This window comes from Pseudomonas sp. ICMP 460 (genome assembly GCF_002723595.1).
GTDB classification, from domain to species: domain Bacteria; phylum Pseudomonadota; class Gammaproteobacteria; order Pseudomonadales; family Pseudomonadaceae; genus Aquipseudomonas; species Aquipseudomonas kitaguniensis.
The window spans coordinates 89,296-109,338 of the sequence record NZ_LKBR01000002.1 but is presented as its reverse complement, the minus strand read 5'-3'; the positions used below and the strand labels follow the sequence as shown (position 1 = coordinate 109,338).

At 61.0% G+C, this 20,043-nt stretch carries 21 protein-coding genes; 16 read left to right on the top strand and 5 right to left on the bottom strand.

Annotated features, from left to right (window positions below; translation table 11 throughout):
• The first annotated feature begins 15 nt into the window (after nt 1-15).
• The 4 genes from AO240_RS02790 (at nt 16) to AO240_RS02775 (ending at nt 3,380) form a co-directional block, all read left to right on the top strand.
• The gene (locus AO240_RS02790; protein WP_143505265.1) at nt 16-861 is read left to right on the top strand and encodes a hypothetical protein; all 846 of its coding nucleotides are present in this window, start codon (nt 16-18) and stop codon (nt 859-861) included.
• A 266-nt stretch (nt 862-1,127) separates the two neighbouring features.
• Nucleotides 1,128-2,477: a UDP-N-acetylmuramate:L-alanyl-gamma-D-glutamyl-meso-diaminopimelate ligase gene (mpl, locus tag AO240_RS02785; RefSeq protein WP_099235080.1), complete on the top strand. Its 1,350-nt coding sequence runs from the start codon at nt 1,128-1,130 to the stop codon at nt 2,475-2,477.
• On the top strand, nt 2,474-3,103 hold the full coding sequence (ubiX, locus tag AO240_RS02780) for a flavin prenyltransferase UbiX (RefSeq protein WP_099235079.1): 630 nt from the start codon (nt 2,474-2,476) through the stop codon (nt 3,101-3,103). Before mpl ends, ubiX begins: the two co-directional genes overlap by 4 nt.
• Entirely contained in the window at nt 3,096-3,380 is a 285-nt protein-coding gene (locus AO240_RS02775) for a YceK/YidQ family lipoprotein (RefSeq protein ID WP_099235078.1), read from the top strand. The genes ubiX and AO240_RS02775 overlap by 8 nt, the downstream gene beginning before the upstream one ends.
• A gap of 139 nt (nt 3,381-3,519) precedes the next feature.
• Here AO240_RS02775 and AO240_RS02770 read toward each other — a convergent pair whose 3' ends face one another.
• From AO240_RS02770 to AO240_RS02760, 3 genes are all read right to left on the bottom strand, one after another.
• Entirely contained in the window at nt 3,520-4,161 is a 642-nt protein-coding gene (locus AO240_RS02770; protein WP_099235077.1) for an oxidoreductase, read from the bottom strand.
• Nucleotides 4,162-4,190: 29 nt separating this feature from the next.
• A complete protein-coding gene (locus AO240_RS02765; protein ID WP_099235076.1) occupies nt 4,191-5,909 on the bottom strand; it encodes a C13 family peptidase in 1,719 nt (572 codons plus the stop codon).
• A 105-nt stretch (nt 5,910-6,014) separates the two neighbouring features.
• Complete coding sequence (locus AO240_RS02760; protein ID WP_099235075.1) at nt 6,015-6,470, bottom strand: MaoC family dehydratase; 456 nt, start codon at nt 6,468-6,470, stop codon at nt 6,015-6,017.
• A 192-nt stretch (nt 6,471-6,662) separates the two neighbouring features.
• Between AO240_RS02760 and AO240_RS02755 the strand changes: the two genes are divergently transcribed.
• From AO240_RS02755 to AO240_RS02745, 3 genes are read left to right on the top strand one after another with little or no spacing between them, the layout of a single operon-like run.
• Complete coding sequence (locus AO240_RS02755; protein ID WP_099235074.1) at nt 6,663-7,025, top strand: CidA/LrgA family protein; 363 nt, start codon at nt 6,663-6,665, stop codon at nt 7,023-7,025.
• A complete protein-coding gene (locus tag AO240_RS02750) occupies nt 7,022-7,738 on the top strand; it encodes an LrgB family protein (protein ID WP_099235073.1) in 717 nt (238 codons plus the stop codon). The genes AO240_RS02755 and AO240_RS02750 overlap by 4 nt, the downstream gene beginning before the upstream one ends.
• An 11-nt stretch (nt 7,739-7,749) precedes the next feature.
• Nucleotides 7,750-8,343, top strand: coding sequence for an LON peptidase substrate-binding domain-containing protein (locus tag AO240_RS02745; protein WP_099235072.1), 594 nt, complete (start codon nt 7,750-7,752; stop codon nt 8,341-8,343).
• Here the strand turns inward: AO240_RS02745 and AO240_RS02740 are convergent.
• Entirely contained in the window at nt 8,337-9,653 is a 1,317-nt protein-coding gene (locus AO240_RS02740) for a bifunctional DedA family/phosphatase PAP2 family protein (protein WP_099235071.1), read from the bottom strand. The two genes, AO240_RS02745 and AO240_RS02740, sit on opposite strands and share 7 nt — an antisense overlap.
• Before the next feature lie 89 nt (nt 9,654-9,742).
• The gene (locus tag AO240_RS02735) at nt 9,743-10,426 is read right to left on the bottom strand and encodes a DNA-3-methyladenine glycosylase (protein WP_099235070.1); all 684 of its coding nucleotides are present in this window, start codon (nt 10,424-10,426) and stop codon (nt 9,743-9,745) included.
• A 175-nt stretch (nt 10,427-10,601) separates the two neighbouring features.
• Between AO240_RS02735 and AO240_RS02730 the strand changes: the two genes are divergently transcribed.
• The 9 genes from AO240_RS02730 to AO240_RS02690 all read left to right on the top strand — a co-directional run bounded on the left by AO240_RS02730 (nt 10,602) and on the right by AO240_RS02690 (nt 19,979).
• Nucleotides 10,602-11,867, top strand: coding sequence for a glutamate-5-semialdehyde dehydrogenase (locus AO240_RS02730; RefSeq protein ID WP_099235069.1), 1,266 nt, complete (start codon nt 10,602-10,604; stop codon nt 11,865-11,867).
• Nucleotides 11,864-12,511: a nicotinate-nucleotide adenylyltransferase gene (nadD, locus tag AO240_RS02725; protein WP_058412892.1), complete on the top strand. Its 648-nt coding sequence runs from the start codon at nt 11,864-11,866 to the stop codon at nt 12,509-12,511. The genes AO240_RS02730 and nadD overlap by 4 nt, the downstream gene beginning before the upstream one ends.
• A gap of 69 nt (nt 12,512-12,580) precedes the next feature.
• Nucleotides 12,581-13,075 (top strand): ribosome silencing factor, encoded by a 495-nt coding sequence (gene rsfS / locus AO240_RS02720; protein WP_058412893.1) that lies wholly within the window; start codon nt 12,581-12,583, stop codon nt 13,073-13,075.
• Nucleotides 13,076-13,084: 9 nt separating this feature from the next.
• Nucleotides 13,085-13,552: a 23S rRNA (pseudouridine(1915)-N(3))-methyltransferase RlmH gene (gene rlmH, locus AO240_RS02715; RefSeq protein ID WP_003176297.1), complete on the top strand. Its 468-nt coding sequence runs from the start codon at nt 13,085-13,087 to the stop codon at nt 13,550-13,552.
• A gap of 15 nt (nt 13,553-13,567) precedes the next feature.
• The gene (gene mrdA / locus AO240_RS02710) at nt 13,568-15,466 is read left to right on the top strand and encodes a penicillin-binding protein 2 (protein WP_099235068.1); all 1,899 of its coding nucleotides are present in this window, start codon (nt 13,568-13,570) and stop codon (nt 15,464-15,466) included.
• Nucleotides 15,467-15,497: 31 nt separating this feature from the next.
• The gene (gene rodA, locus AO240_RS02705; RefSeq protein WP_177445768.1) at nt 15,498-16,601 is read left to right on the top strand and encodes a rod shape-determining protein RodA; all 1,104 of its coding nucleotides are present in this window, start codon (nt 15,498-15,500) and stop codon (nt 16,599-16,601) included.
• A gap of 17 nt (nt 16,602-16,618) precedes the next feature.
• Entirely contained in the window at nt 16,619-17,629 is a 1,011-nt protein-coding gene (mltB, locus tag AO240_RS02700; protein WP_058412896.1) for a lytic murein transglycosylase B, read from the top strand.
• Entirely contained in the window at nt 17,629-18,639 is a 1,011-nt protein-coding gene (locus AO240_RS02695; RefSeq protein ID WP_099235066.1) for a septal ring lytic transglycosylase RlpA family protein, read from the top strand. Before mltB ends, AO240_RS02695 begins: the two co-directional genes overlap by 1 nt.
• Before the next feature lie 182 nt (nt 18,640-18,821).
• The gene (locus AO240_RS02690) at nt 18,822-19,979 is read left to right on the top strand and encodes a D-alanyl-D-alanine carboxypeptidase family protein (protein WP_076014088.1); all 1,158 of its coding nucleotides are present in this window, start codon (nt 18,822-18,824) and stop codon (nt 19,977-19,979) included.
• Nucleotides 19,980-20,043 lie beyond the last annotated feature (64 nt).

Genomic DNA, 20,043 nt, shown 5'->3' with positions numbered 1-20,043 from the left:
GTAAGGCCAGTTGAAGTGCCTAGAGTAGAAGTCCCGGGAGGGTCGAGGCCGGCAGACAGCGCCGGTAATAGCTTTGATCAAGGGTTCGTTGATAAAAAAGTAAGTGGCTTCGAAGGGCAAGGGCACGTCAGTGGTCAACGACAGCCTGGGGATACCCCCGATGCAGAGGCCCCCGCTGCTCCAGAATTGGCTCAATTCAGAAAAGCGAACGGGGCCAAGTGGCAAGCTCAAAAAGATGCTGGGGCTCGGGATAGGTTGTTTGCTCAGCCGACGGCAGGTCGAGTCGACGGACAGGAGGTCGGGGCCTTTTCTGAGAGAGCCCTGGCAGAAAACGCCACGGCGTTAGTGGCTGCTAAAACTGCGAAAGTGGATCGGGCGCTTCCGCTTGAACGGCGAAATATTTTAAAGGTCGCCGCAATTACTGCAGCAATCACCGCACCCTTAACGGTTGGCCTGACATTGGCCGCCAATGTCGGTCTCGAATATCTAAAACCCCTAATTAATCCGCCGAAGACGCCAGCCACAGAGGAACATGTTAAGGAGTCGCTATTGGTCGATAATGCTCAGAGGAGCGTATTTGTATTGGCAAATACCTTGGCTGACCTTCGTTCAGAGCCGCATGTCTCACCCAGTGTGGAATGGCTGGCAAAGACAAATGATGAGCGTATGGACTATCTTGACGAGATGCTTGACTACCTGGAACCGGAGTTTGCTAAAGAAGCGGGCGCGCTGGGTATTCAAACTCAGGCTCCGTCAACAGGAGCGCAAGAAGATGATATCAAGAGCCGGGCGACTGGCGTGGAGTCCCGAATGGCATACCTCAACGAGCTGATGGGCGCCATGAAAGACAAATATAGTTAATATCAGCCTCGTACACACCGCAGTAAGTTGTTCCAGCGGTTGCTCACTCAGTGGGGCAACTGCTGACAGTGCTTCAATACCCTGACGGTCATCCTCTCCGATAAAATCGACGTCAATGGTTGCGTGGTCACTTTGGGAACCATCGAGTTCTCATACGCCCAAAGGGAGTCACGGCGTACTTCGTTTGAAGCCCGGCCGCTCGCCGCATAATAGGTGCGATTTCCCCCTCCCTGCGCTAACCTGCCTCGATGTTCAAGAGGTCAACCATGCACATTCATATTCTCGGTATCTGCGGCACTTTCATGGGTTCGATGGCGGTGTTGGCCAAAGAGCTGGGCCACCATGTCACCGGCTCCGACGCTAATGTTTATCCGCCCATGAGCACGCAATTGCAGGCTCAGGGTATCGAGTTGACCCAAGGCTACGACCCATCGCAATTCGACCCGGCCCCGGACCTGGTGGTGATCGGCAACGCCATGTCCCGTGGCAATCCTGCGGTCGAATATGTACTCAATAAAGGCTTGCCGTATGTCTCCGGTCCACAGTGGCTGGCCGACCATGTGCTGCAAGGTCGCTGGGTACTCGCGGTGGCCGGCACGCACGGCAAAACCACTACCAGCAGCATGCTGGCGTGGGTGCTGGAGCACGCTGGCATGAGCCCGGGCTTCCTGATCGGCGGCGTGCCGCAAAACTTCGCGGTGTCGGCGCGTCTGGGTGAAACGCCGTTTTTCGTGATCGAGGCGGATGAATACGACAGCGCGTTTTTCGACAAGCGTTCCAAGTTCGTCCACTACCGCCCGCGCACGGCGATCCTCAACAACCTGGAGTTTGATCACGCCGACATTTTCCCTGATCTGCCGGCGATTGAGCGCCAGTTCCACCACTTGGTGCGCACCATTCCGAGCGAAGGCCTGGTCATCCACCCGACCACCGAGCCTGCGTTGCAGCGCGTGATCGACATGGGCTGCTGGACGCCGGTGCAAACCACCGGGGCGGGCGGGCAGTGGCAGGTCAAGTTGCTCAGCGAAGACGGCTCTACATTTGAAGTGCTGTTTGAAGGGCAAGCCCAAGGCATTGTCGATTGGGGCATGACCGGCCAGCACAACGTCGCCAACGCCCTGGTCACCCTGGCGGCCGCGCGGCATGTAGGCGTGGTGCCGGCCATGGGCATTGCTGCCTTGAGCGCGTTCAAAAGCGTGAAGCGCCGTATGGAAAAAGTCGCCGACGTGAACGGCATTACCATTTACGACGACTTCGCCCACCACCCAACGGCGATTGCGACCACGCTGGATGGCCTGCGCAAGCACGTCGGTGATGCCAACATCATTGCGATTGTCGAGCCGCGCTCCAACTCCATGAAGCTTGGCGCGCACCGTGATGGCCTGCCGGAAAGCGTCAACGATGCCGACCAGGTGGTCTGGTATGCGCCCGCCAACCTTGGCTGGGACCTGCCGTCCATTGCAGTGCTGTGCACTGTGCCCTCAACCGTTTGCGATTCCATCGAAGGCATTATTCAACAGGTCAAACTCAAGGCCACACCGGGCACCCACGTAGTGGTGATGAGCAACGGCGGCTTCGGCGGCCTGCACGGCAAACTGGCTGAGGCGTTGAAATGAGCGGCCCGGAACGCGTGACCCTGGCGATGACCGGTGCCTCCGGCGCACCCTATGGCCTGCGCCTGCTTGATTGCCTGGTGCGTGAGGAGCGCGAGGTGCATTTTTTGATCTCCAAGGCCGCGCAGTTGGTAATGGCCACCGAGACCGATGTGGCGTTGCCGCCCAAGGTGCAGATGATGCAAGCCTTCCTCACCGAATACACCGGTGCGGCGGCGGGGCAGATCAAGGTTTACGGTAAAGAAGACTGGATGTCGCCGGTGGCCTCCGGCTCCGGTGCGCCGGCAGCGATGGTGGTGGTGCCGTGTTCCACCGGCACCTTGTCGGCGATTGCCACGGGTGCCTGCAATAACCTGATCGAGCGTGCGGCGGATGTGACCCTGAAGGAGCGCCGCCAGTTGATTCTGGTACCGCGCGAGGCGCCGTATTCGAGTATTCACCTGGAGCACATGCTCAAGTTGTCGAACATGGGCGTGACCATCTTGCCTGCATCGCCCGGGTTCTATCACCAGCCGCAGACCATCGATGACCTGGTGGATTTTGTGGTGGCGCGCATTCTCAACCTGCTGAATATTCCTCAGGACATGCTGCCGCGTTGGGGCGAACACCATTTGAGCAACGATGAATAAGGCGCTGCTGGTGGTGTTGGCGCTGCAGCTTGCGGGCTGCGCCACGGCGCGCACGCTGGATGCGGCGCAGCCCGGTGCGCCAGTGGTGTACGCCGGTACGCGGTTGGATGTGTATGCGATCAACGGCGGCTGTTGCGCCCGCGACCGGTTTGGCGCTGAAGCGCCGAGCTACCCGCACATCGACCTGCCGGCCAGTGCGCTGCTCGACACGCTGCTGTTGCCGTTGTCGGTATTGACGGTATTGGGCGTGGGCTTCAATGCAACCGGTGGCCTGTAGCACCGACCTCGCAGGCAACCCAAAACCACTGTGGGAGCGGGCTTGCTCGCGAAGGCGGCGTGTCAGTCGATGCCTAAGTTGACTGATCCCACCGCCTTCGCGAGCAAGCCCGCTTGTTGTGTGCCAGAGCTCAACGACGTTACTTGCCGAGCTTGCGCAACTCGTCTGACTCCACCACGCGCACGCCATCTTGCTCTTCGAGTGCCAGGCGCCACATGGCGCGGGCCAGTTCACAGACTTCAATGCCGTGGTATTTGCCTGGAATCAATCGCGACAATGTGCCCGCCAGTTGTTCGGCCAGGCGCGGGTGCAGGCGTTCGCCGAGTAACAGCGACGGCCTCGCGATGGTCAGTTGCGGCCAGTCCTGCGCCTGCAACGCCAACTCCATTTCGCCTTTGACGCGGTTGTAAAAGATCGAGGATTTCGGGTCAGCGCCAATCGCGCTGATCACGATCAAGTGGCGCGCGCCCATTTCCCGCGCGCGCTTGGCGAAGGCCACCACCAGGTCCAGGTCGACCGCGCGGAAGGCCGCCTCGGAGCCCGCCTGCTTGATGGTGGTGCCCAGGCAACAAAAGGCGATATCGACCTGGCCGCTCAGTTGCGGCAGCAGTAGCGCGGGGTCGCCTACCGGGTTTTCCAGGCGCGGGTGTTCGGCCAGCGGCTTGCGGCTGGGCGCCAGTACACGGGTCACCGTGGGTTCGTTGAGCAGGCGGTCGAGCAGGTGTTCGCCGGTGAGCCCGGAGGCGCCGGCGAGCAAGATGTGTTGAGGTGTCAGGTACATGGTGTTTCCCCCTTGTTACACGTAACAGCTTAGTTGCCTTTGGCTTCCTTGCTATTCATAGAGACGCTTTCGAGCGCCTTTCGTGCCTGTTGTTTGCGTAATAATTGCCAGTGGGCGATCACGCCTTTGGGGGCCCAGATCTGTGGTTCAGAGGCTTCGAAGTTGTCCGCTTGTTCGCGCTCGGCCACATGCACTTGGGCCAGTTTGAAGGCTTGTTGCAAATCGTCGGTCTGGTTGAAAGCTTGAGCAAAAAGGGCGTCGCCAAAATAGGTGAAATCCGCTTCCTCGGAGCAACCGAAAGACACGCGATCCGCGCGCGAGGCGGTCATGATCAGCGTGCGCTCATCCTTCAGCGCCGGGATAAACCCGCCGGAATAACAGGCTGAAATCACCACCACCTTGTCGCGGGCTTTCAGCGGTTCGAGCACCGCCGCCAGTTCATCGGCGGGCAGGTCGGCCAGCTCCATGCGCGGCTGGTCGAGCACCAGTTCGTGTTCGTGGGTGCCGTGGCTGGTCAGGTAGATAAACACCAGGTCTTCCGGCCCGGTGCGCTCGGCCAGGGTTTGCACCGCGCGGCGCAGGCTTTCGCGGGTGGCCAGCGGGCGGTCGGTGATGTGGTCGCGGTGGTTGACCAGGCGGATCTGCCCGCGCGCCCCGAAGCGCGTGGCGAGCAGGTTGCTGACGTAATCCGCTTCGCGCAGGAACACACTTTGCTTGCCATCGCCCGCCAGCACCAAGGTGTATAGCTCGACGGCGGGCGTGGAGGCCGGCACGGCGGCGAGGGCGGCATCGAGCAAGCGGCCTTGGGCCAGTACGCCGATTTCGAGCGGGTCGGGCAACAGCTTGCCGTCGGCATCGCGCACGCGCAGGCCATTCACCCACGTGCCGGCCTGCACAGTGCCGTCGGTGAGTACGAGGGTGCCTTTGCCTTGATAGCTGTCGCTGTCAAAACCGCCGATGTAGAAGCTGCCATCGGTGAGGTTCAGGCGGCCTTCGCCGCTGAACCGCCAGTCGCTGAACTGCCCGACATAGTGGCTGCCGTCGACGCCGATCAACTCGCCTTTGCCGCTGAGTGCACCTTCCTTGAACTGGCCGATCCACACGTCGCCGTCGGCGTTTTCGTAGCGGCCTTTGCCGTTGAGCTGGTTCTGTTTGAACTGGCCGACATAGATGTCGCCATCGGCGCTGTTGAAGGTGCCGTTGCCTTCGAGTTGGCCATCGACAAAGTGGCCGCTGAACTGGTTGCCGCTGTCGTCGTTGCGTTGGCCTTCGCCGTTCGGTTTTCCGTATGCGAACTGGCCCTGGTATTGGCTGCCATCGGCCAGTTCCAGGCGACCGAGGCCGGAATACTGGTCGTCCTTGAATTCGCCGCGGTAGGTCATTTGGCCCTCTTTGAGGGTGCCTTCGCCGTTGCGCCGCCCGCTTTTGAAACCGCCATCGTAGCTGCTGCCCGAGGTGGTCAGGCTGCCCTGGCCGTCGAACAGGCCTTGCTGGAACTGGCCCTTGTAAACCTCGCCGTTGCTGCCATGCCATTCGCCCTGGCCGTGCCACTGGCCTTTGTCGAACTGGCCGGCGTACCAGCTGCCGTTGGGGTAATCCACGCGGCCCTGGCCTTGCAGCAAACCATTGACCACATCGCCACGGTAGCGGCCGCCATCGGGCAGGCGCGCATCGGGCGGCAACAGCGATTCGCCGTCTCCGCAAGCGGTGAGCAACAGGGCAAGGGCAAGGGGGGCGAATGGGCGCATAGCGGGATCCGGATAATTGAGCGCCGAGTATGCCGTAGCTACGCGATTCATACATAAATTTACATACACTGTGGCAAGGTTTCTCACCTCACCACAGGCGCGGCCTTACACGAAGCAGAGTGATAACGACTCGGCGATGTAAGCAGGCTTTTCCTGGCCTTCGATTTCCAGGGTGGCAGTGGCCTTGAATAGCCATTGGCCAGGTTTTTTCTCGGTCACGTCAGTCAGGGTGACGTTAAGGCGCACCCTGGCATTGACTTTTACCGGCTGGATGAAGCGCACGCTGTCCAAACCATAGTTGATCGCCATCTTCAGCCCTTCGGGCATGATCAGGATGTCCTCCATCAGTTTGGGCATCAGCGACAGCGACAGAAAGCCATGCGCGATGGTGCTGCCGAATGGCGTTTGCGCGGCCTTGGCCGGGTCAACGTGGATGAACTGGTGGTCGCCCGTGGCCTCTGCGAACAGGTTGATACGCGCCTGATCGATGGTGAGCCATTCGGAACGTCCCAGTTCCTTGCCGATATAATCTTTGAGCTGCGCTACAGGTACACAGGGCATTGCGACTCTCCTTGGGGCATCGGCTTTTATCACCCAGGCGCTGACAGGGCGGGTGTTTTTTGTGGGTCACACAGAACCCATGTAGATCATCATGCGCAACCGACCCGGTCAACCCACCATGCTTTTGGCGAATGCCGATGCATAGGGCAGGCATGCTTATAATGCGCGCGGGTTTTGAGGGGGAGAAAACGCATGCTGTTACGTGGGCTGACATGGCTGGTGCTGTTTCAATTGATTGGCACCGCGCTCAACCATTTGCTGTTGCCGGTGCTGCCGGGGCCGATCATTGGCTTGCTGTTGATGCTCGGCTTTTTGATCGCGCGCGGCGAAGTCGGCGAGCCACTGAGCCTGGCAGCCAGCAGCCTGTTGCGTTATTTGCCGCTGTTGCTGGTGCCGCCCGCCGTGGGCGTGATGGTCTATGCCAAAGACATCGAGGCAGACTTCTGGGCCATTATCGGCGCGCTGGTGTTGTCGCTGGTGATCGCGATGGGGTTTGTTGGCGTGTTGATGCAAAAGCTGGTCAAGCGCCAGGCGCGCCCGGAGCAGGACCAATGATCTTCGACACGCAAGGCGCGTGGACGGCAGTCATCCATCATCCCTTGTTTGGTATCGGCATCACCCTTGGCGCCTATCAACTGGTGCTGGCGGCGTTCGAGAAAACCCGCTGGGTGTTCCTGCAACCGGTGCTGGTGTCGATGCTGTTAGTGATCGGCGTGCTGCTGACCTGCGGCCTGAGTTACGTCGAGTACCGCAAGAGCACCGAGATCATGGGCATCCTGCTCGGCCCAGCGACCGTAGCGCTGGCAGTGCCGCTGTATTTAAACCTGCGACGAATTCGGCAATTGTTCTGGCCGATTCTGACTACGCTGGTGTTAGGCGGCGTGCTGGTTACCGGCCTGTGTGTACTCTTGGGCGGGTGGTTCGGCGCCGAGCACCGCATGCTGATGACCATGGCGCCCAAGTCGGTAACCTCGCCGATTGCCATGCTGGTCGCCGAGCAGATCGGCGGCGTGGCGGCATTGGCGGCGGTGTTTGTGCTGATCACCGGGGTGGTCGGCGCAATGATCGGCCCGGCGTTCCTGTCACGCCTCGGCGTGCACAGTCCCGAAGCGCGCGGCATGGCCTTGGGCATGACCGCCCACGCCGTCGGCACCTCGGTGGCGTTGCAGGAAAGTGAAGAGTGCGGCGCCTTTGCGGCGCTGGCCATGAGCCTGATGGGCGTAGCCACGGCGGTGTTCCTGCCGTTGGCCGTGTCGGTAATTGTTTAAAGGAAACCTTTATGAGTCTGGCCCTGTTCCCGCTCAATACCGTGCTGTTCCCAGGCTGCACCCTCGACCTGCAACTGTTCGAGGCACGTTACCTGGACATGATCAGCCGCTGCATGAAAAACGGCGAAAGCTTCGGTGTGGTGTGCATTCTCGATGGCCGGGAAGTCGGCATGGCCCCGGATGGCTACGCGCTGATCGGCTGCGAAGCGCTGATTCGCGACTTCAAGCAACAGGACAACGGCCTGCTGGGGATTCGCGTCGAAGGCGGGCGCAGGTTCCGTGTGCGTGACGCTGGCGTGCAGAAGGACCAATTGCTGGTGGCCGAGGTGCAATGGCTGGAAGAGCTGCCCGACCGCGTGCTGGAAGACGAGGACGCCGACTTGCTGGCGTTGCTTCAGGCACTCGCCGAACACCCGATGGTTGCCTCGCTGGACATGGACGCCCGCGCCGATGGCCAGCAGGCCTTGGGCAATCAGTTGGCCTACCTGTTGCCGTTCACCGAAGCCGACAAGATCGACCTGCTGCAACTCGACGATCCGCAGCAAAAGCTGGACGCGATCCAGATGTTGCTCGACGAGTTGCAGGGCGAACTCTTCACTCAGTAGGCGTAGCGCAGCAAGGCATGCGGTGTGCCGGTGAGCGCGATAAAACTCAGCACCGCCACCAGCGCCGGAAGCAACAGCCACCAGGTTTTTTGCGGCATGGCCGGTAACCGGCTGCGGTACTCGCTGGCGGCCAGGCTGAACGCGCACACCGTCATCGCCAGCAGCGTGCCGGCCAGAATGTCCGTGGGCCAATGCGCACCGAGGTACACCCGCGACAGCGCGATAAAGGCTGCCGGAATACAGCCGAGCAGCATCCAGGTCAGGCGTAAGCGCGTGGGTTGCCCGCGACCTGCCAGCACTGCCAGCGCCAGGAAGAACGCAAACGCACCGGAGGCGTGGCCGCTGGGCATGCTGAAGCTGGTCAGTGGGTCGGTGAGGATTTCTGGGCGGCCGCGCGCAAAAAACAGCTTGGTGCCTGTATTGATCACTGCCGCCCCGGCCAACGTAGCGCCGACAAACACCGCGTGCCGCCATTGCCGCGCGAGTAACAGCAGCCCGGTGAAAATGGCGCTGGCGAAGAACATCTTCTTGAACTCGCCCAACTGGGTAATCCGCACCATCACCTCGTCCAGCCACGGGCTGCGATGTTCCTGCACCAGCGCGCTCAGGCCTTGATCGAAGTGGTTGAGATGCGGGTAGCCGATAAACATCGCGATCAATAACGTCAGGCTGGCGCAGCCCATCCATAAGGTTGCGCGACGGTGGCCGCGCAAGCTGCTGTTTAAACTCAGCCCCAGCAACACCGCCAAACACACCGCCACAACGCCTGCTTCCGGCCAGAAGCCTTCTGGTAACGGCAGGCGGAATGCGGCGCCGGTGGCCCAGCCAGGCAGTAGATACGCCACCGACCAGCCCGCCGCCGCCAAAATGCTCACGGCGGCAAAACGCGGGAAGGGCATGTCGCACATGCCGGCCACCATCGGCAGCATAGGCCGCAGCGGGCCGATGAAGCGCCCTACAAGCAGGCTGGCAATGCCGTACTTATGAAAGTAGGTTTCTGCGCCATTCATCCATTCAGGGTGGTGACGCAAACCGGGTAGGCGCCGGATGTTCTGATGGAAATGTCGGCCCAGAAAGTACGACACGCCGTCGCCCAGCAAGCCACCGAGGAAGCCCAGTAACAGCGTTTCGCTCAGCGACAGCGCACCGCTGCCGGCGAGTGCCGCAATGGTAAACAACAACACCGTGCCCGGCACGATCAGCCCCGCGATCGCCAAACATTCCACGCACGCGACGATAAACACCGCCACCGCCAGCCATTCTGGGTTCACGGTGAGCCAGGCGGTAATGCTATCGAGCCATTGGCCCATAAAACGTCACTCCCTCTATGCAATACATCACTCGAAACGCTGAAGGTCTACTGCGTTGCAGGTATCAATTTTCAGCAGGCGCAGCCGGTTTAAACCAAAAAGTAATCGCGGCCTTCGACTTGGCCCCGGCGCAGCGGGTTCCGTGTGCAATAAGGCGCATAGCCAGCATCGACGAAACGGTACATCAAGTGCTCATCGCGTCCGCTGGGGATGCCGAGGCGTGTGGTCTGAATAATCTGCGACGGTGGTTGGTCCACGTCTTCCACATACAATAATTGCGGGTCGAAGCGCTTGGCGTCCCACATCGGCACCTTCAAACCCAGGGCTTTGCACAGCAGGGTCTGGCCTGCGCAGAGTTTTTGCGAAGCGCGAGGGCTGCCGTCGGGATTCGGGTTATTCAGCAGCATCTGCGCCAGGCTCGCCGGGCCGGACACTTCGTCCACCCACGGATAAGCCGATTTGATCAGCACGGCATTGCCCGGGCCTTGCGCGCTGAAGTTCAGCGAATCGCCGCCACGGGCGTAGTACATGTAGATGTGCCCGCCATCCAGAAACAAAGCCTTACGTTTTTCCGTGTAGCCGAGTGAGGCGTGGCTGCCTTTTTCGGCCACGTAATAGGCTTCGGTTTCGATGATTCGCGCAGAAAGCCAGTGATCACCGACGCGATGGCGTATGACTTTGCCGAGTAGTTCGCGCGCAAGAATCTGCGCGTCGCGGTCGAAGAAGCTGTCGGGCAGGGCGCTGGCGGGGAGCTTGGGGGCGAAATTGGGCATGGCGGTCAGAGGTTAATACGGCTAAATGTGACGGAATAATAACAACTCCCACCTTAATTGCCGCTGAACCTCAGGTTTTTACAGTTCATTTCAACCATCCGCCCCTCACCGCTGTCAGTCGGGCGGCGTCGCAGCTATAATCTGCCGCTTTCCTCTTTGCCAAGACTCCCCGACCATGACTGAGTCCGTTCTTGACTACATGACCCGCCTGGGTCGCGCTGCCCGTCAGGCCTCGCGGTTGATCGCCCGCGCGAGCACGGCGCAGAAGAACCGTGCCCTGTTGGCCGCCGCCGACGCTCTGGATGCTGCGCGCTCCGAGCTGACCGCCGCCAACGAACGGGACCTGGCCCGTGGCCGCGAAAATGGCCTTGAGCCAGCCCTGCTGGACCGCCTGGCACTCACCCCTGCGCGTATCGACGACATGATCGAAGGCCTGCGTCAGGTGGCCAAGCTGCCTGACCCCATCGGTGAAATCCGCGACATGCGCTACCTGCCGTCGGGTATTCAGGTCGGCAAAATGCGCGTGCCGTTGGGCGTGATCGGGATCATTTATGAGTCGCGCCCGAACGTGACCATCGACGCCGCGAGCCTGTGCCTCAAGTCCGGCAACGCGACCATTTTGCGCGGCGGTTCCGAAGCGATTAATTCCAACCGCGCCATTGCCGCCTGCATTCAGCAGGGTTTGGCCGTGGCCGAGCTGCCGGCCGAAGTGGTGCAAGTGGTCGAAACCACCGACCGCGCCGCCGTTGGCGCGCTGATCACCATGCCGGAGTTTGTCGACGTAATCGTGCCACGCGGTGGCAAGAGCCTGATCGAGCGCGTGAGCCGTGATGCCAAAGTGCCGGTGATCAAGCATTTGGACGGCGTGTGCCACGTGTACATCGACATCGCCGCCGATATCGACAAGGCGATCCGCATCGCCGACAACGCCAAGACCCATCGTTACGCCCCGTGTAACACCATGGAAACCCTGCTGGTGCACGCCGGCATTGCCGATCGCGTGCTGCCGCCGCTGGCCGCCATTTACCGCGACAAAGGCGTGGAACTGCGCGGTTGTGAGCGCACCCGTGCGTTGCTCGGTGCAGACGTGATCGAGGCCACCGAACAAGACTGGTACACCGAGTACACGGCGCCGATCCTGTCTATCCGCATCGTCGACGACTTGGACGAGGCGATTGAACACATCAACAAATACGGCTCCAAGCACACCGACGCCATTGTTTCCGAGCATTTCAGCGATGCCCGGCGTTTCCTTAACGAAGTGGATTCCGCTTCGGTGATGATCAACGCCTCTACGCGTTTTGCCGACGGTTTCGAGTACGGCCTGGGGGCGGAGATCGGCATCTCCACCGACAAGCTGCATGCACGCGGCCCGGTTGGCCTGGAAGGCCTGACCAGCGAGAAGTACGTGGTGTTCGGCGACGGTCATGTGCGCACTTGACGGCTAAACGCATCGGGCTGCTCGGCGGCACCTTCGACCCCGTGCACATTGGCCATTTGCGCAGTGCCCTGGAAGTGGCGGATGCCCTCGCGCTGGATGAGCTGCGGGTGATGCCCAACGCGCGGCCGCCACACCGCGATACGCCGCAGGTGTCTGCGCAGCAACGCCTGGAAATGGTACGCCTAGCGGTGGAGGGCATAGCGCCGTTGGTGGTGGACGACCACGAGCTCAAGCGTGATAAACCGTCCTACACTGTCGATACGCTGGAATTGCTGCGCGCCGAGTTGGCCGCAGATGACCAATTGTTTCTGCTTTTGGGCTGGGACGCTTTTTGCGGCCTGCCCTCTTGGCATCGTTGGGAGGAACTCCTCCAGCATTGCCACATCCTGGTTTTGCAACGCCCGGATGCCGACAGCGAACCGCCGGATGCCTTGCGCAACCTGCTGGCCGCGCGGTCGGTAAGTGACCCCTTGGCCCTGACCGGGCCGAACGGGAATATTGCATTCGTCTGGCAGACCCCGCTTGCGGTGTCCGCCACCCAGATCCGTCAACTGCTGGCCAGCGGGAAGTCGGTACGTTTCCTGGTGCCTGACGCGGTCCTGGCCTACATCGATGCGCACGGGCTTTACCGTGCGTCGAACTGAAAAGGCGCGCTTGAACGCACGAACAGTCGTGCAGCGAGCGCCCGAACATACGAGCAAAACGAGTTTTATATGACCAACAAAGACGTAAGCAAAGTTAAGCGCAAAGGCACCTTCAAAAGCGCACCGCTGCCGGTTGAAGCCCACGTTGGCCCGGAACTGGCTGGCGAAGAGCTGGTAAAAGTCGCCGTGGCTGCCCTGGAAGACGTTAAGGCCCAGGACATTCAAGTGCTGGACGTGCGTGACAAGCAGAGCATCACCGACTTCATGATCATCGCCACCGGTACGTCCAACCGCCAGATCGGCGCGATGCTCGACAAGGTTCGCGAAGCCGTCAAAGCCCAGGGCGTCAAGCCGCTGGGTGAAGAAGGCAAGGGCGACAGCGACTGGGTGCTGCTGGACATGGACGACGTGATCGTTCACATGATGACCTCCAACGCCCGTCAGTTCTACGACCTGGAACGTCTGTGGAAAGGCGCCGAGCAGAGCCGTGCCGCCGATGGCAAGCACCACAACCCGGAAGTGGGCCACGCGCACTTCGACAAGCTCAACAAAGACCAGGAATAAGGAACGGCTGTGCGCCTGCGTCTGATCGCTGTCGGTTCACGCATGCCCAAGTGGGTGGAAGAAGGCTGGCACGAGTATGCCAAGCGTCTGCCCGCTGAGCTGTCGCTGGAGCTGGTGGAAATACCGCTCAACACACGGGGCAAGAATGCCGACGTGGCACGCTTTATCCGTCAGGAAGGCGAAGCCATGCTGGCCAAGGTCGGCCCCAACGAGCGTATCGTCACCCTTGAGGTGCACGGCAAACCCTGGAGCACCGAGCAACTGGCGGTGGAACTGGATCGCTGGCGCCTTGACTCGCGTACGGTCAACTTCATGGTGGGCGGCCCCGAAGGGCTGGCGCCGGAAGTGTGCGCGCGGGCGGACCAGCGTTGGTCGCTGTCGGCATTGACGTTGCCGCACCCGTTGGTAAGGATTCTGATCGGTGAACAGCTGTATCGCGCCTGGACAGTTCTGTCCGGGCACCCTTACCACAAATAATCTGCGCCCCTGCCGATGACCCAGCCGATCCGCATCAAGGACCACGAGAAAGACGCACGTCTGGTACGCGCGCGGGTGGTGTTTGGCGCTTTTATGGTGGTCGGCTTGATCGGCGTGCTGATTGCGCGCCTGTATTTTCTGCAGGTGATCCAGTACGAATATCACTCCACGCTGTCGGAAAACAACCGGGTGCATGTGCAACCGATTCCGCCGACCCGTGGGCTGATTTTCGACCGCAATGGCGTGGTAGTCGCCGATAACCGGCCCAGCTTCAGCCTGAGCATGACCCGCGAGCGGTCCGGCGACTGGCAGCAGATCCTCGATGTAATCGTTGAGGTGCTGCAACTGACGCCGGAAGACCGCGTGATCTTCGAAAAACGCATGAAGCAGGGGCGCCGGCCATTTGAGCCGGTGCCGATTCTGTTTGAGCTGACCGAAGAGCAAATTGCGCGGATCGCGGTGAACCAGTTCCGCTTGCCCGGTGTGGAGGTGGTAGCGCAGTTGGTGCGGCATTACCCGCAAGGGCCGCATTTTGCGCACTCCGTTGGCTATATGGGGCGGATCAACGAGAAAGAGCTGAAAAGCCTCGACCCGGTGAATTACAGCGGCACCCACCATATCGGCAAAACCGGCATCGAGCGTTTTTACGAGCCCGAGTTGCACGGCCAAGTGGGTTACGAAGAAGTCGAAACCAACGCGCGCGGGCGTGTGCTGCGGGTGCTCAAGCGCACCGACCCGGTGCCGGGCAAAGACATTGTGCTGAGCCTGGACATCAAGTTGCAGGAAGCTGCCGAGATGGCCCTCGGCGGGCGGCGTGGTGCCGTGGTGGCACTGGACCCGAAAACCGGCGAAGTGCTGGCGATGGTCAGTCAGCCGAGTTTCGACCCCAACCTGTTTGTCACCGGGATCAGCTTCAGGGCCTACGCCGAGCTGCGTGATTCTATCGACCGGCCGCTGTTCAACCGCGTGCTGCGCGGCTTGTATCCACCCGGCTCGACCATCAAGCCGGCGGTGGCGATTGCCGGCCTCGATTCGGGCGTAGTGACCGCATCGAGCCGCGTGTACGACCCCGGCTACTACATGCTGCCCAACTACGACCACAAATACCGCAACTGGAACCGCACCGGTGACGGCTATGTCGATTTGGACACCGCGATCATGCGCTCCAACGACACCTATTTTTATGACCTGGCCCACAAGCTCGGCATTGATCGGCTGGCTGCCTACATGGGCAAGTTCGGCCTCGGTCAAAAAGTCTCCCTGGACATGTTCGAAGAATCGCCTGGCTTGATGCCGTCACGCGAGTGGAAACGTGCGACCCGTCGCCAGGCGTGGTTCCCCGGCGAAACCCTGATTCTGGGGATCGGCCAGGGCTACATGCAGGCGACGCCGCTGCAACTGGCGCAGGCCACGGCGCTGGTCGCCAACAAAGGCATCTGGAACCGCCCGCACCTGGCCAGGACCATCGAGGGCGAGAAGCCGGTCGATGAAAACCCGATCCCTGACATCGTGCTGCGCGACCCGTCCGACTGGGCCAAGGTCAACCACGGCATGCAACAAGTGATGCACGGCGCGCGGGGCACCGCGCGCAAGGCGGCGATCGGCGCGCAGTACCGAATTGCCGGCAAGAGCGGTACGGCCCAAGTGGTCGCGATCAAGCAGGGCGAGAAATATGACCGTTCCAAGGTTCAAGAGCGCCACCGTGACCACGCGTTGTTTGTCGGTTTTGCGCCGGCCGACGACCCCAAAATAGTCGTGGCCGTGATGGTCGAAAACGGCGAGTCCGGCTCCGGTGTTGCGGCGCCAGTGGTGCGCCAGATCATGGACGCCTGGCTGTTGGCCGACGACGGCAGGCTCAAACCCGAATATGGTGGCCCCCCTTCAAGCACCGAGGTTACGGCCCGTGAAGAGTAATTTTGACCGCATCCTCTCCAGCGAAGATGTGATGCGTCGCCGCGCGACGTTGCTGCAGCGCATGCACATTGATGGCCCGTTGCTGATTCTGCTGCTGACCTTGGCCGCCGGCAGCCTGTTTGTGTTGTATTCGGCCAGCGGCAAGAACTGGGACCTGCTGATCAAACAGGCGTCTTCGTTCGGCCTGGGCCTGTTGTCGATGGTGGTGATTGCGCAGCTTGAGCCGCGCTTCATGGCGCGCTGGGTTCCGCTGGGTTACGTCGCGGGCGTGCTGCTGCTGGTGGTGGTGGACGTGATGGGCCACAACGCCATGGGCGCGACCCGCTGGATCAACATTCCTGGGGTGATTCGCTTCCAGCCGTCGGAATTCATGAAGATTCTGATGCCGGCGACCATCGCCTGGTATTTGTCCAAACGCACCTTGCCGCCGCAGCTCAAGCACGTGGGCATCAGCCTGTTTTTGATCGGCGTGCCGTTTATCTTGATTGTGCGCCAGCCCGACCTTGGCACGTCGCTGCTGATTCTTGCGGGCGGCGCGTTCGTGCTGTTTATGGGCGGCTTGCGCTGGCGCTGGATCCTCAGCGTGCTGGCCGCGGCAATCCCGGTGGCCGTGGCCATGTGGTTCTTCTTCATGCACGACTACCAGAAGCAGCGCATCTTGACCTTCCTTGACCCTGAGAGCGACCCGCTGGGCACCGGTTGGAACATTATCCAGTCCAAGGCGGCCATTGGCTCCGGCGGAGTATTTGGTAAGGGCTGGTTGCTGGGCACTCAGTCGCATTTGGACTTTTTGCCCGAAAGCCACACCGACTTCATTATTGCGGTGCTGGGCGAAGAGTTCGGCCTGGTGGGCATTTGCGCGCTGTTGCTGATCTATTTGCTGTTGATCGGGCGCGGGTTGGTGATCACCGCGCAGGCACAAACGCTGTTCGGCAAATTGCTCGCCGGCAGCCTGACCATGACTTTTTTTGTTTACGTTTTCGTCAACATCGGTATGGTCAGTGGCCTGCTGCCGGTGGTTGGGGTGCCGTTGCCATTCATTAGCTACGGCGGAACTTCGCTGGTGACATTGCTGTCAGCGTTTGGGGTTTTGATGTCGATTCATACGCATCGCAAGTGGATCGCACAGGTTTGAATAAGGTGAAGATGTCAATGCAAGTAATGCGCGGCTGGGCGACTCGGCATGCGTCCTGGATGGGCCTGATTGGGCTACTGGGCGCGACGCAAGAGGCGCAGGCCGGTGACTACGATGGCTCACCTCAGGTCGCCGAATTTGTCGGTGAGATGACCCGCGACTACGGTTTCGCCGGTGAACAGCTGATGGGCGTGTTCCGCGAAGCCCAACGCAAACAGGCGATCCTCGATGCGATTTCACGGCCCGCCGAGCGCGTGAAGCAGTGGAAGGAATATCGCCCGATGTTCCTTACCGATGCCCGCGTAGCGCGCGGCGTCGACTTCTGGCGTCAGCATGAAGCGGTGCTGGCCCGCGCCGAGCAGGAATACGGCGTGCCCGCCGAGGTGATCGTCGCGATTATCGGCATTGAGACCTTTTACGGCCGTAATACCGGCAGTTACCGCGTGATCGACGCCTTGTCGACGCTGGGTTTCGATTACCCGCCGCGCGCCGAGTTCTTTCGCAAGGAGCTGCGCGAATTCCTGTTGCTGGCCCGCGAAGAGCAAGTCGACCCGCTCACGCTTAAAGGCTCCTACGCCGGTGCGATGGGTTTGCCGCAGTTCATGCCGAGCAGCTTTCGCGCGTATGCGGTGGATTTTGACGGCGACGGCCACATCAATATCTGGAGCAACCCCGACGACGCCATCGGCAGCGTGGCCAGCTACTTCAAGCGCCACGGCTGGGTTGCCGGCGAGCCGGTAGTGATCCGTGCGCAGGTGACCGGGGAGCGCGCCGACGAAGGCCTGACGCAAGGAATCGAGCCGGTCAAAACGGTCGGGGAGTTGCGAGCGCTGGGCTGGTCGAGTCAGAATGCGCCACGCGACGATATGCCGGTGACGGCGTTCCGTCTCGAAGGCGAAAACGGTCCGGAATACTGGATGGGCCTGAAGAATTTTTACGCAATCACGCGTTATAACCGCAGTGTGATGTACGCCATGGCCGTGCATCAGCTGTCAGACATGCTGGTCCAAGCACGGGGCAACAAGTAATGCGGGCATCGCCGTTCCATAAACCGCTCAAGCTGGTGGCGTTTGCCGCGTTGTCCTTGCTGGTTGTCAGTTGTTCCTCCACCCCTACCAGCAGCCGTGCGCCGGCGCAAAAGTCCGGGGGGGCCGTGGTTCGCGCCCAGCCGGGGCTGGACATCAACCGCGCGCACAAAGACGGCGCGCCGTGGTGGGACGTCGACGTGTCGAAAATCCCGGATGCCACGCCAACCCTGCATACCGGGGCGTACAAGGCCAACCCGTATACCGTGCTGGGCAAGAACTACTTCCCGCTGCAGGATTCCAAGACCTACGTTCAGTCGGGCACAGCCTCCTGGTACGGCACCAAATTCCACGGCCAGAACACCGCCAACGGCGAAGTGTATGACCTGTACGGCATGAGCGCGGCACACAAGACCTTGCCGCTGCCCAGCTATGTGCGCGTGACCAACCTTGATAACAACCGCACGGTGATCCTGCGCGTTAATGACCGTGGGCCGTTTTATTCGGACCGCATCATTGACTTGTCGTACGCCGCCGCAAAAAAACTCGGTTACGCCGAAACCGGTACTGCGCGCGTGAAGGTTGAAGGTATCGACCCGGCGCAGTACTGGGCGCAGCGCGGCAAGCCAGCGCCGTTGATGCTCAACGAGCCGCAAACCGCGCAACCGCAAGTAACCGCGTCAACCGGCAAGATCGAACAGTGGACGCCACCGCCGGCGCAGCACGCCCCGGACACAGTCGTGGTGCCTCACGCAGCACCGGGCGCTTCAACCGTGGGCGGCCAGTACCTGCAGGTGGGCGCTTTCGCCAACCCGGATGCGGCAGAACTGTTAAGGTCCAAGCTCAGCGGCATGGTCAAGGCGCCGGTTTTTATCAGCTCCATCGTGCGTAACCAGCAGACCTTGCACCGTGTACGCATGGGCCCGATCGGTTCGCCGAGCGAAGTAGCGCAAGTGCAGAACAGTGTGCGTCTGGCCAACCTGGGGCAACCCAGCGTGGTCACCGCCGAGTAAGCAGTAAAGGCTTGATGGTTCGGGTGCGCCTGCGCGCCTGAGCCCTGGTTGTTGGCTCGTTGAACAATAAAACCCAGGGGCAAGGGGTGAGCGGGCAACCGAACACGTGACAGTCTGGAAGCGGGCTGTCTGAATAGTTTTGCCCGCGAGGGCAAGTTTCCATAAGCAATTTCGAGAGACGGATGAACATCACCACCTTAGCCAAACGCACGTGCCTGCTTCTTTCGCTGATCATCACCCCGGCCGCCTGGGCGGTTGAAATGGTGCCGGCTTCCCCGCAACTGGCCGCCAAGGCCTGGGTTCTCATGGATGCCGCCAGCGGCAACGTGCTGGTCGAGAACAATGGTGACCAGCGCCTGCCGCCAGCCAGCCTGACCAAGCTGATGACCGCTTATATCGCGACGCTGGAAATCCGCCGTGGCCAGATCGGCGAGAACGACCCGGTCACCGTCAGCGAAAATGCCTGGCGCACCGGCGGTTCGCGGATGTTCATCAAGGTCGGTTCGCAGGTCACTGTGAGCGACCTGCTGCACGGCATCATCATCCAGTCCGGTAACGACGCCAGCGTCGCCTTGGCCGAGCACATCGCCGGCAGCGAAGACGCGTTCGCCGACATGATGAACAAAACCGTGGCTGACCTGGGCATGACCAACAGCCACTTCATGAACCCGACCGGTCTGCCGAACCCTGAGCACTACTCGTCGGCTCACGACATGGCGATCCTGGCGCGCGCGATCATTCGTGTCGACCCGGTGCACTACGCGATCTACTCCCAGAAGGAGTTCTTCTGGAACAACATCAAGCAGCCTAACCGCAACTTGCTGCTGTGGCGCGACAAGACCGTCGACGGTCTGAAAACCGGCCACACCGAAGAAGCCGGCTACTGCATGGTGTCGTCCGCTGTGCGTGATGGCCAACGTCTGATCGCCGTGGTATTCGGTACCAACAGCGAGCAGGCCCGTGCGGCCGAGACGCAGAAGCTGCTGACCTATGGCTTCCGTTTCTTCGAAACCCAAACCTTCTACCAGAAGGGTACTGAACTGGCGCAGGCGCCGGTGTGGAAGGGCGCTACCCATCAAGTCAAGGCCGGCCTGGCTGAAGACCTGACCCTGACCATGCCTAAAGGCCAGCTGAAAAAGCTGGTGGCCAGCATGACCATGAACCCGCAATTGGTTGCGCCAATCGCCAAGGGTGACGTTATCGGTAAAGTCGAAGTGAAACTCGACGACAAGGTGGTGCACAGCGCCGACCTGATCGCCCTGGACGCTGTCGACGAAGGTGGTATCTTCCGCCGCGTGTGGGATAGCATCCGTCTATTCTTCTACGGCTTGTTCAACTGATAGTGTGCACCTGCAAAGCCCCGTGTTGATCCGACACGGGGCTTTGCCCGTCGCCACGGCTTAC

Bases quoted from the DNA above. Each gene is read 5' to 3' on its own strand.
- mpl (WP_099235080.1), top strand. From the start codon at position 1,128: ATGCACATTCATATTCTCGGTATCTGCGGCACTTTCATGGGTTCGATG.
- ubiX (WP_099235079.1), top strand. From the start codon at position 2,474: ATGAGCGGCCCGGAACGCGTGACCCTGGCGATGACCGGTGCCTCCGGC.
- AO240_RS02775 (WP_099235078.1), top strand. From the start codon at position 3,096: ATGAATAAGGCGCTGCTGGTGGTGTTGGCGCTGCAGCTTGCGGGCTGC.
- AO240_RS02770 (WP_099235077.1), bottom strand. From the start codon at position 4,161: ATGTACCTGACACCTCAACACATCTTGCTCGCCGGCGCCTCCGGGCTC.
- AO240_RS02765 (WP_099235076.1), bottom strand. From the start codon at position 5,909: ATGCGCCCATTCGCCCCCCTTGCCCTTGCCCTGTTGCTCACCGCTTGC.
- AO240_RS02760 (WP_099235075.1), bottom strand. From the start codon at position 6,470: ATGCCCTGTGTACCTGTAGCGCAGCTCAAAGATTATATCGGCAAGGAA.
- AO240_RS02755 (WP_099235074.1), top strand. From the start codon at position 6,663: ATGCTGTTACGTGGGCTGACATGGCTGGTGCTGTTTCAATTGATTGGC.
- AO240_RS02750 (WP_099235073.1), top strand. From the start codon at position 7,022: ATGATCTTCGACACGCAAGGCGCGTGGACGGCAGTCATCCATCATCCC.
- AO240_RS02745 (WP_099235072.1), top strand. From the start codon at position 7,750: ATGAGTCTGGCCCTGTTCCCGCTCAATACCGTGCTGTTCCCAGGCTGC.
- AO240_RS02740 (WP_099235071.1), bottom strand. From the start codon at position 9,653: ATGGGCCAATGGCTCGATAGCATTACCGCCTGGCTCACCGTGAACCCA.
- AO240_RS02735 (WP_099235070.1), bottom strand. From the start codon at position 10,426: ATGCCCAATTTCGCCCCCAAGCTCCCCGCCAGCGCCCTGCCCGACAGC.
- AO240_RS02730 (WP_099235069.1), top strand. From the start codon at position 10,602: ATGACTGAGTCCGTTCTTGACTACATGACCCGCCTGGGTCGCGCTGCC.
- rsfS (WP_058412893.1), top strand. From the start codon at position 12,581: ATGACCAACAAAGACGTAAGCAAAGTTAAGCGCAAAGGCACCTTCAAA.
- mrdA (WP_099235068.1), top strand. From the start codon at position 13,568: ATGACCCAGCCGATCCGCATCAAGGACCACGAGAAAGACGCACGTCTG.
- rodA (WP_177445768.1), top strand. From the start codon at position 15,498: ATGCGTCGCCGCGCGACGTTGCTGCAGCGCATGCACATTGATGGCCCG.
- mltB (WP_058412896.1), top strand. From the start codon at position 16,619: ATGCAAGTAATGCGCGGCTGGGCGACTCGGCATGCGTCCTGGATGGGC.
- AO240_RS02695 (WP_099235066.1), top strand. From the start codon at position 17,629: ATGCGGGCATCGCCGTTCCATAAACCGCTCAAGCTGGTGGCGTTTGCC.
- AO240_RS02690 (WP_076014088.1), top strand. From the start codon at position 18,822: ATGAACATCACCACCTTAGCCAAACGCACGTGCCTGCTTCTTTCGCTG.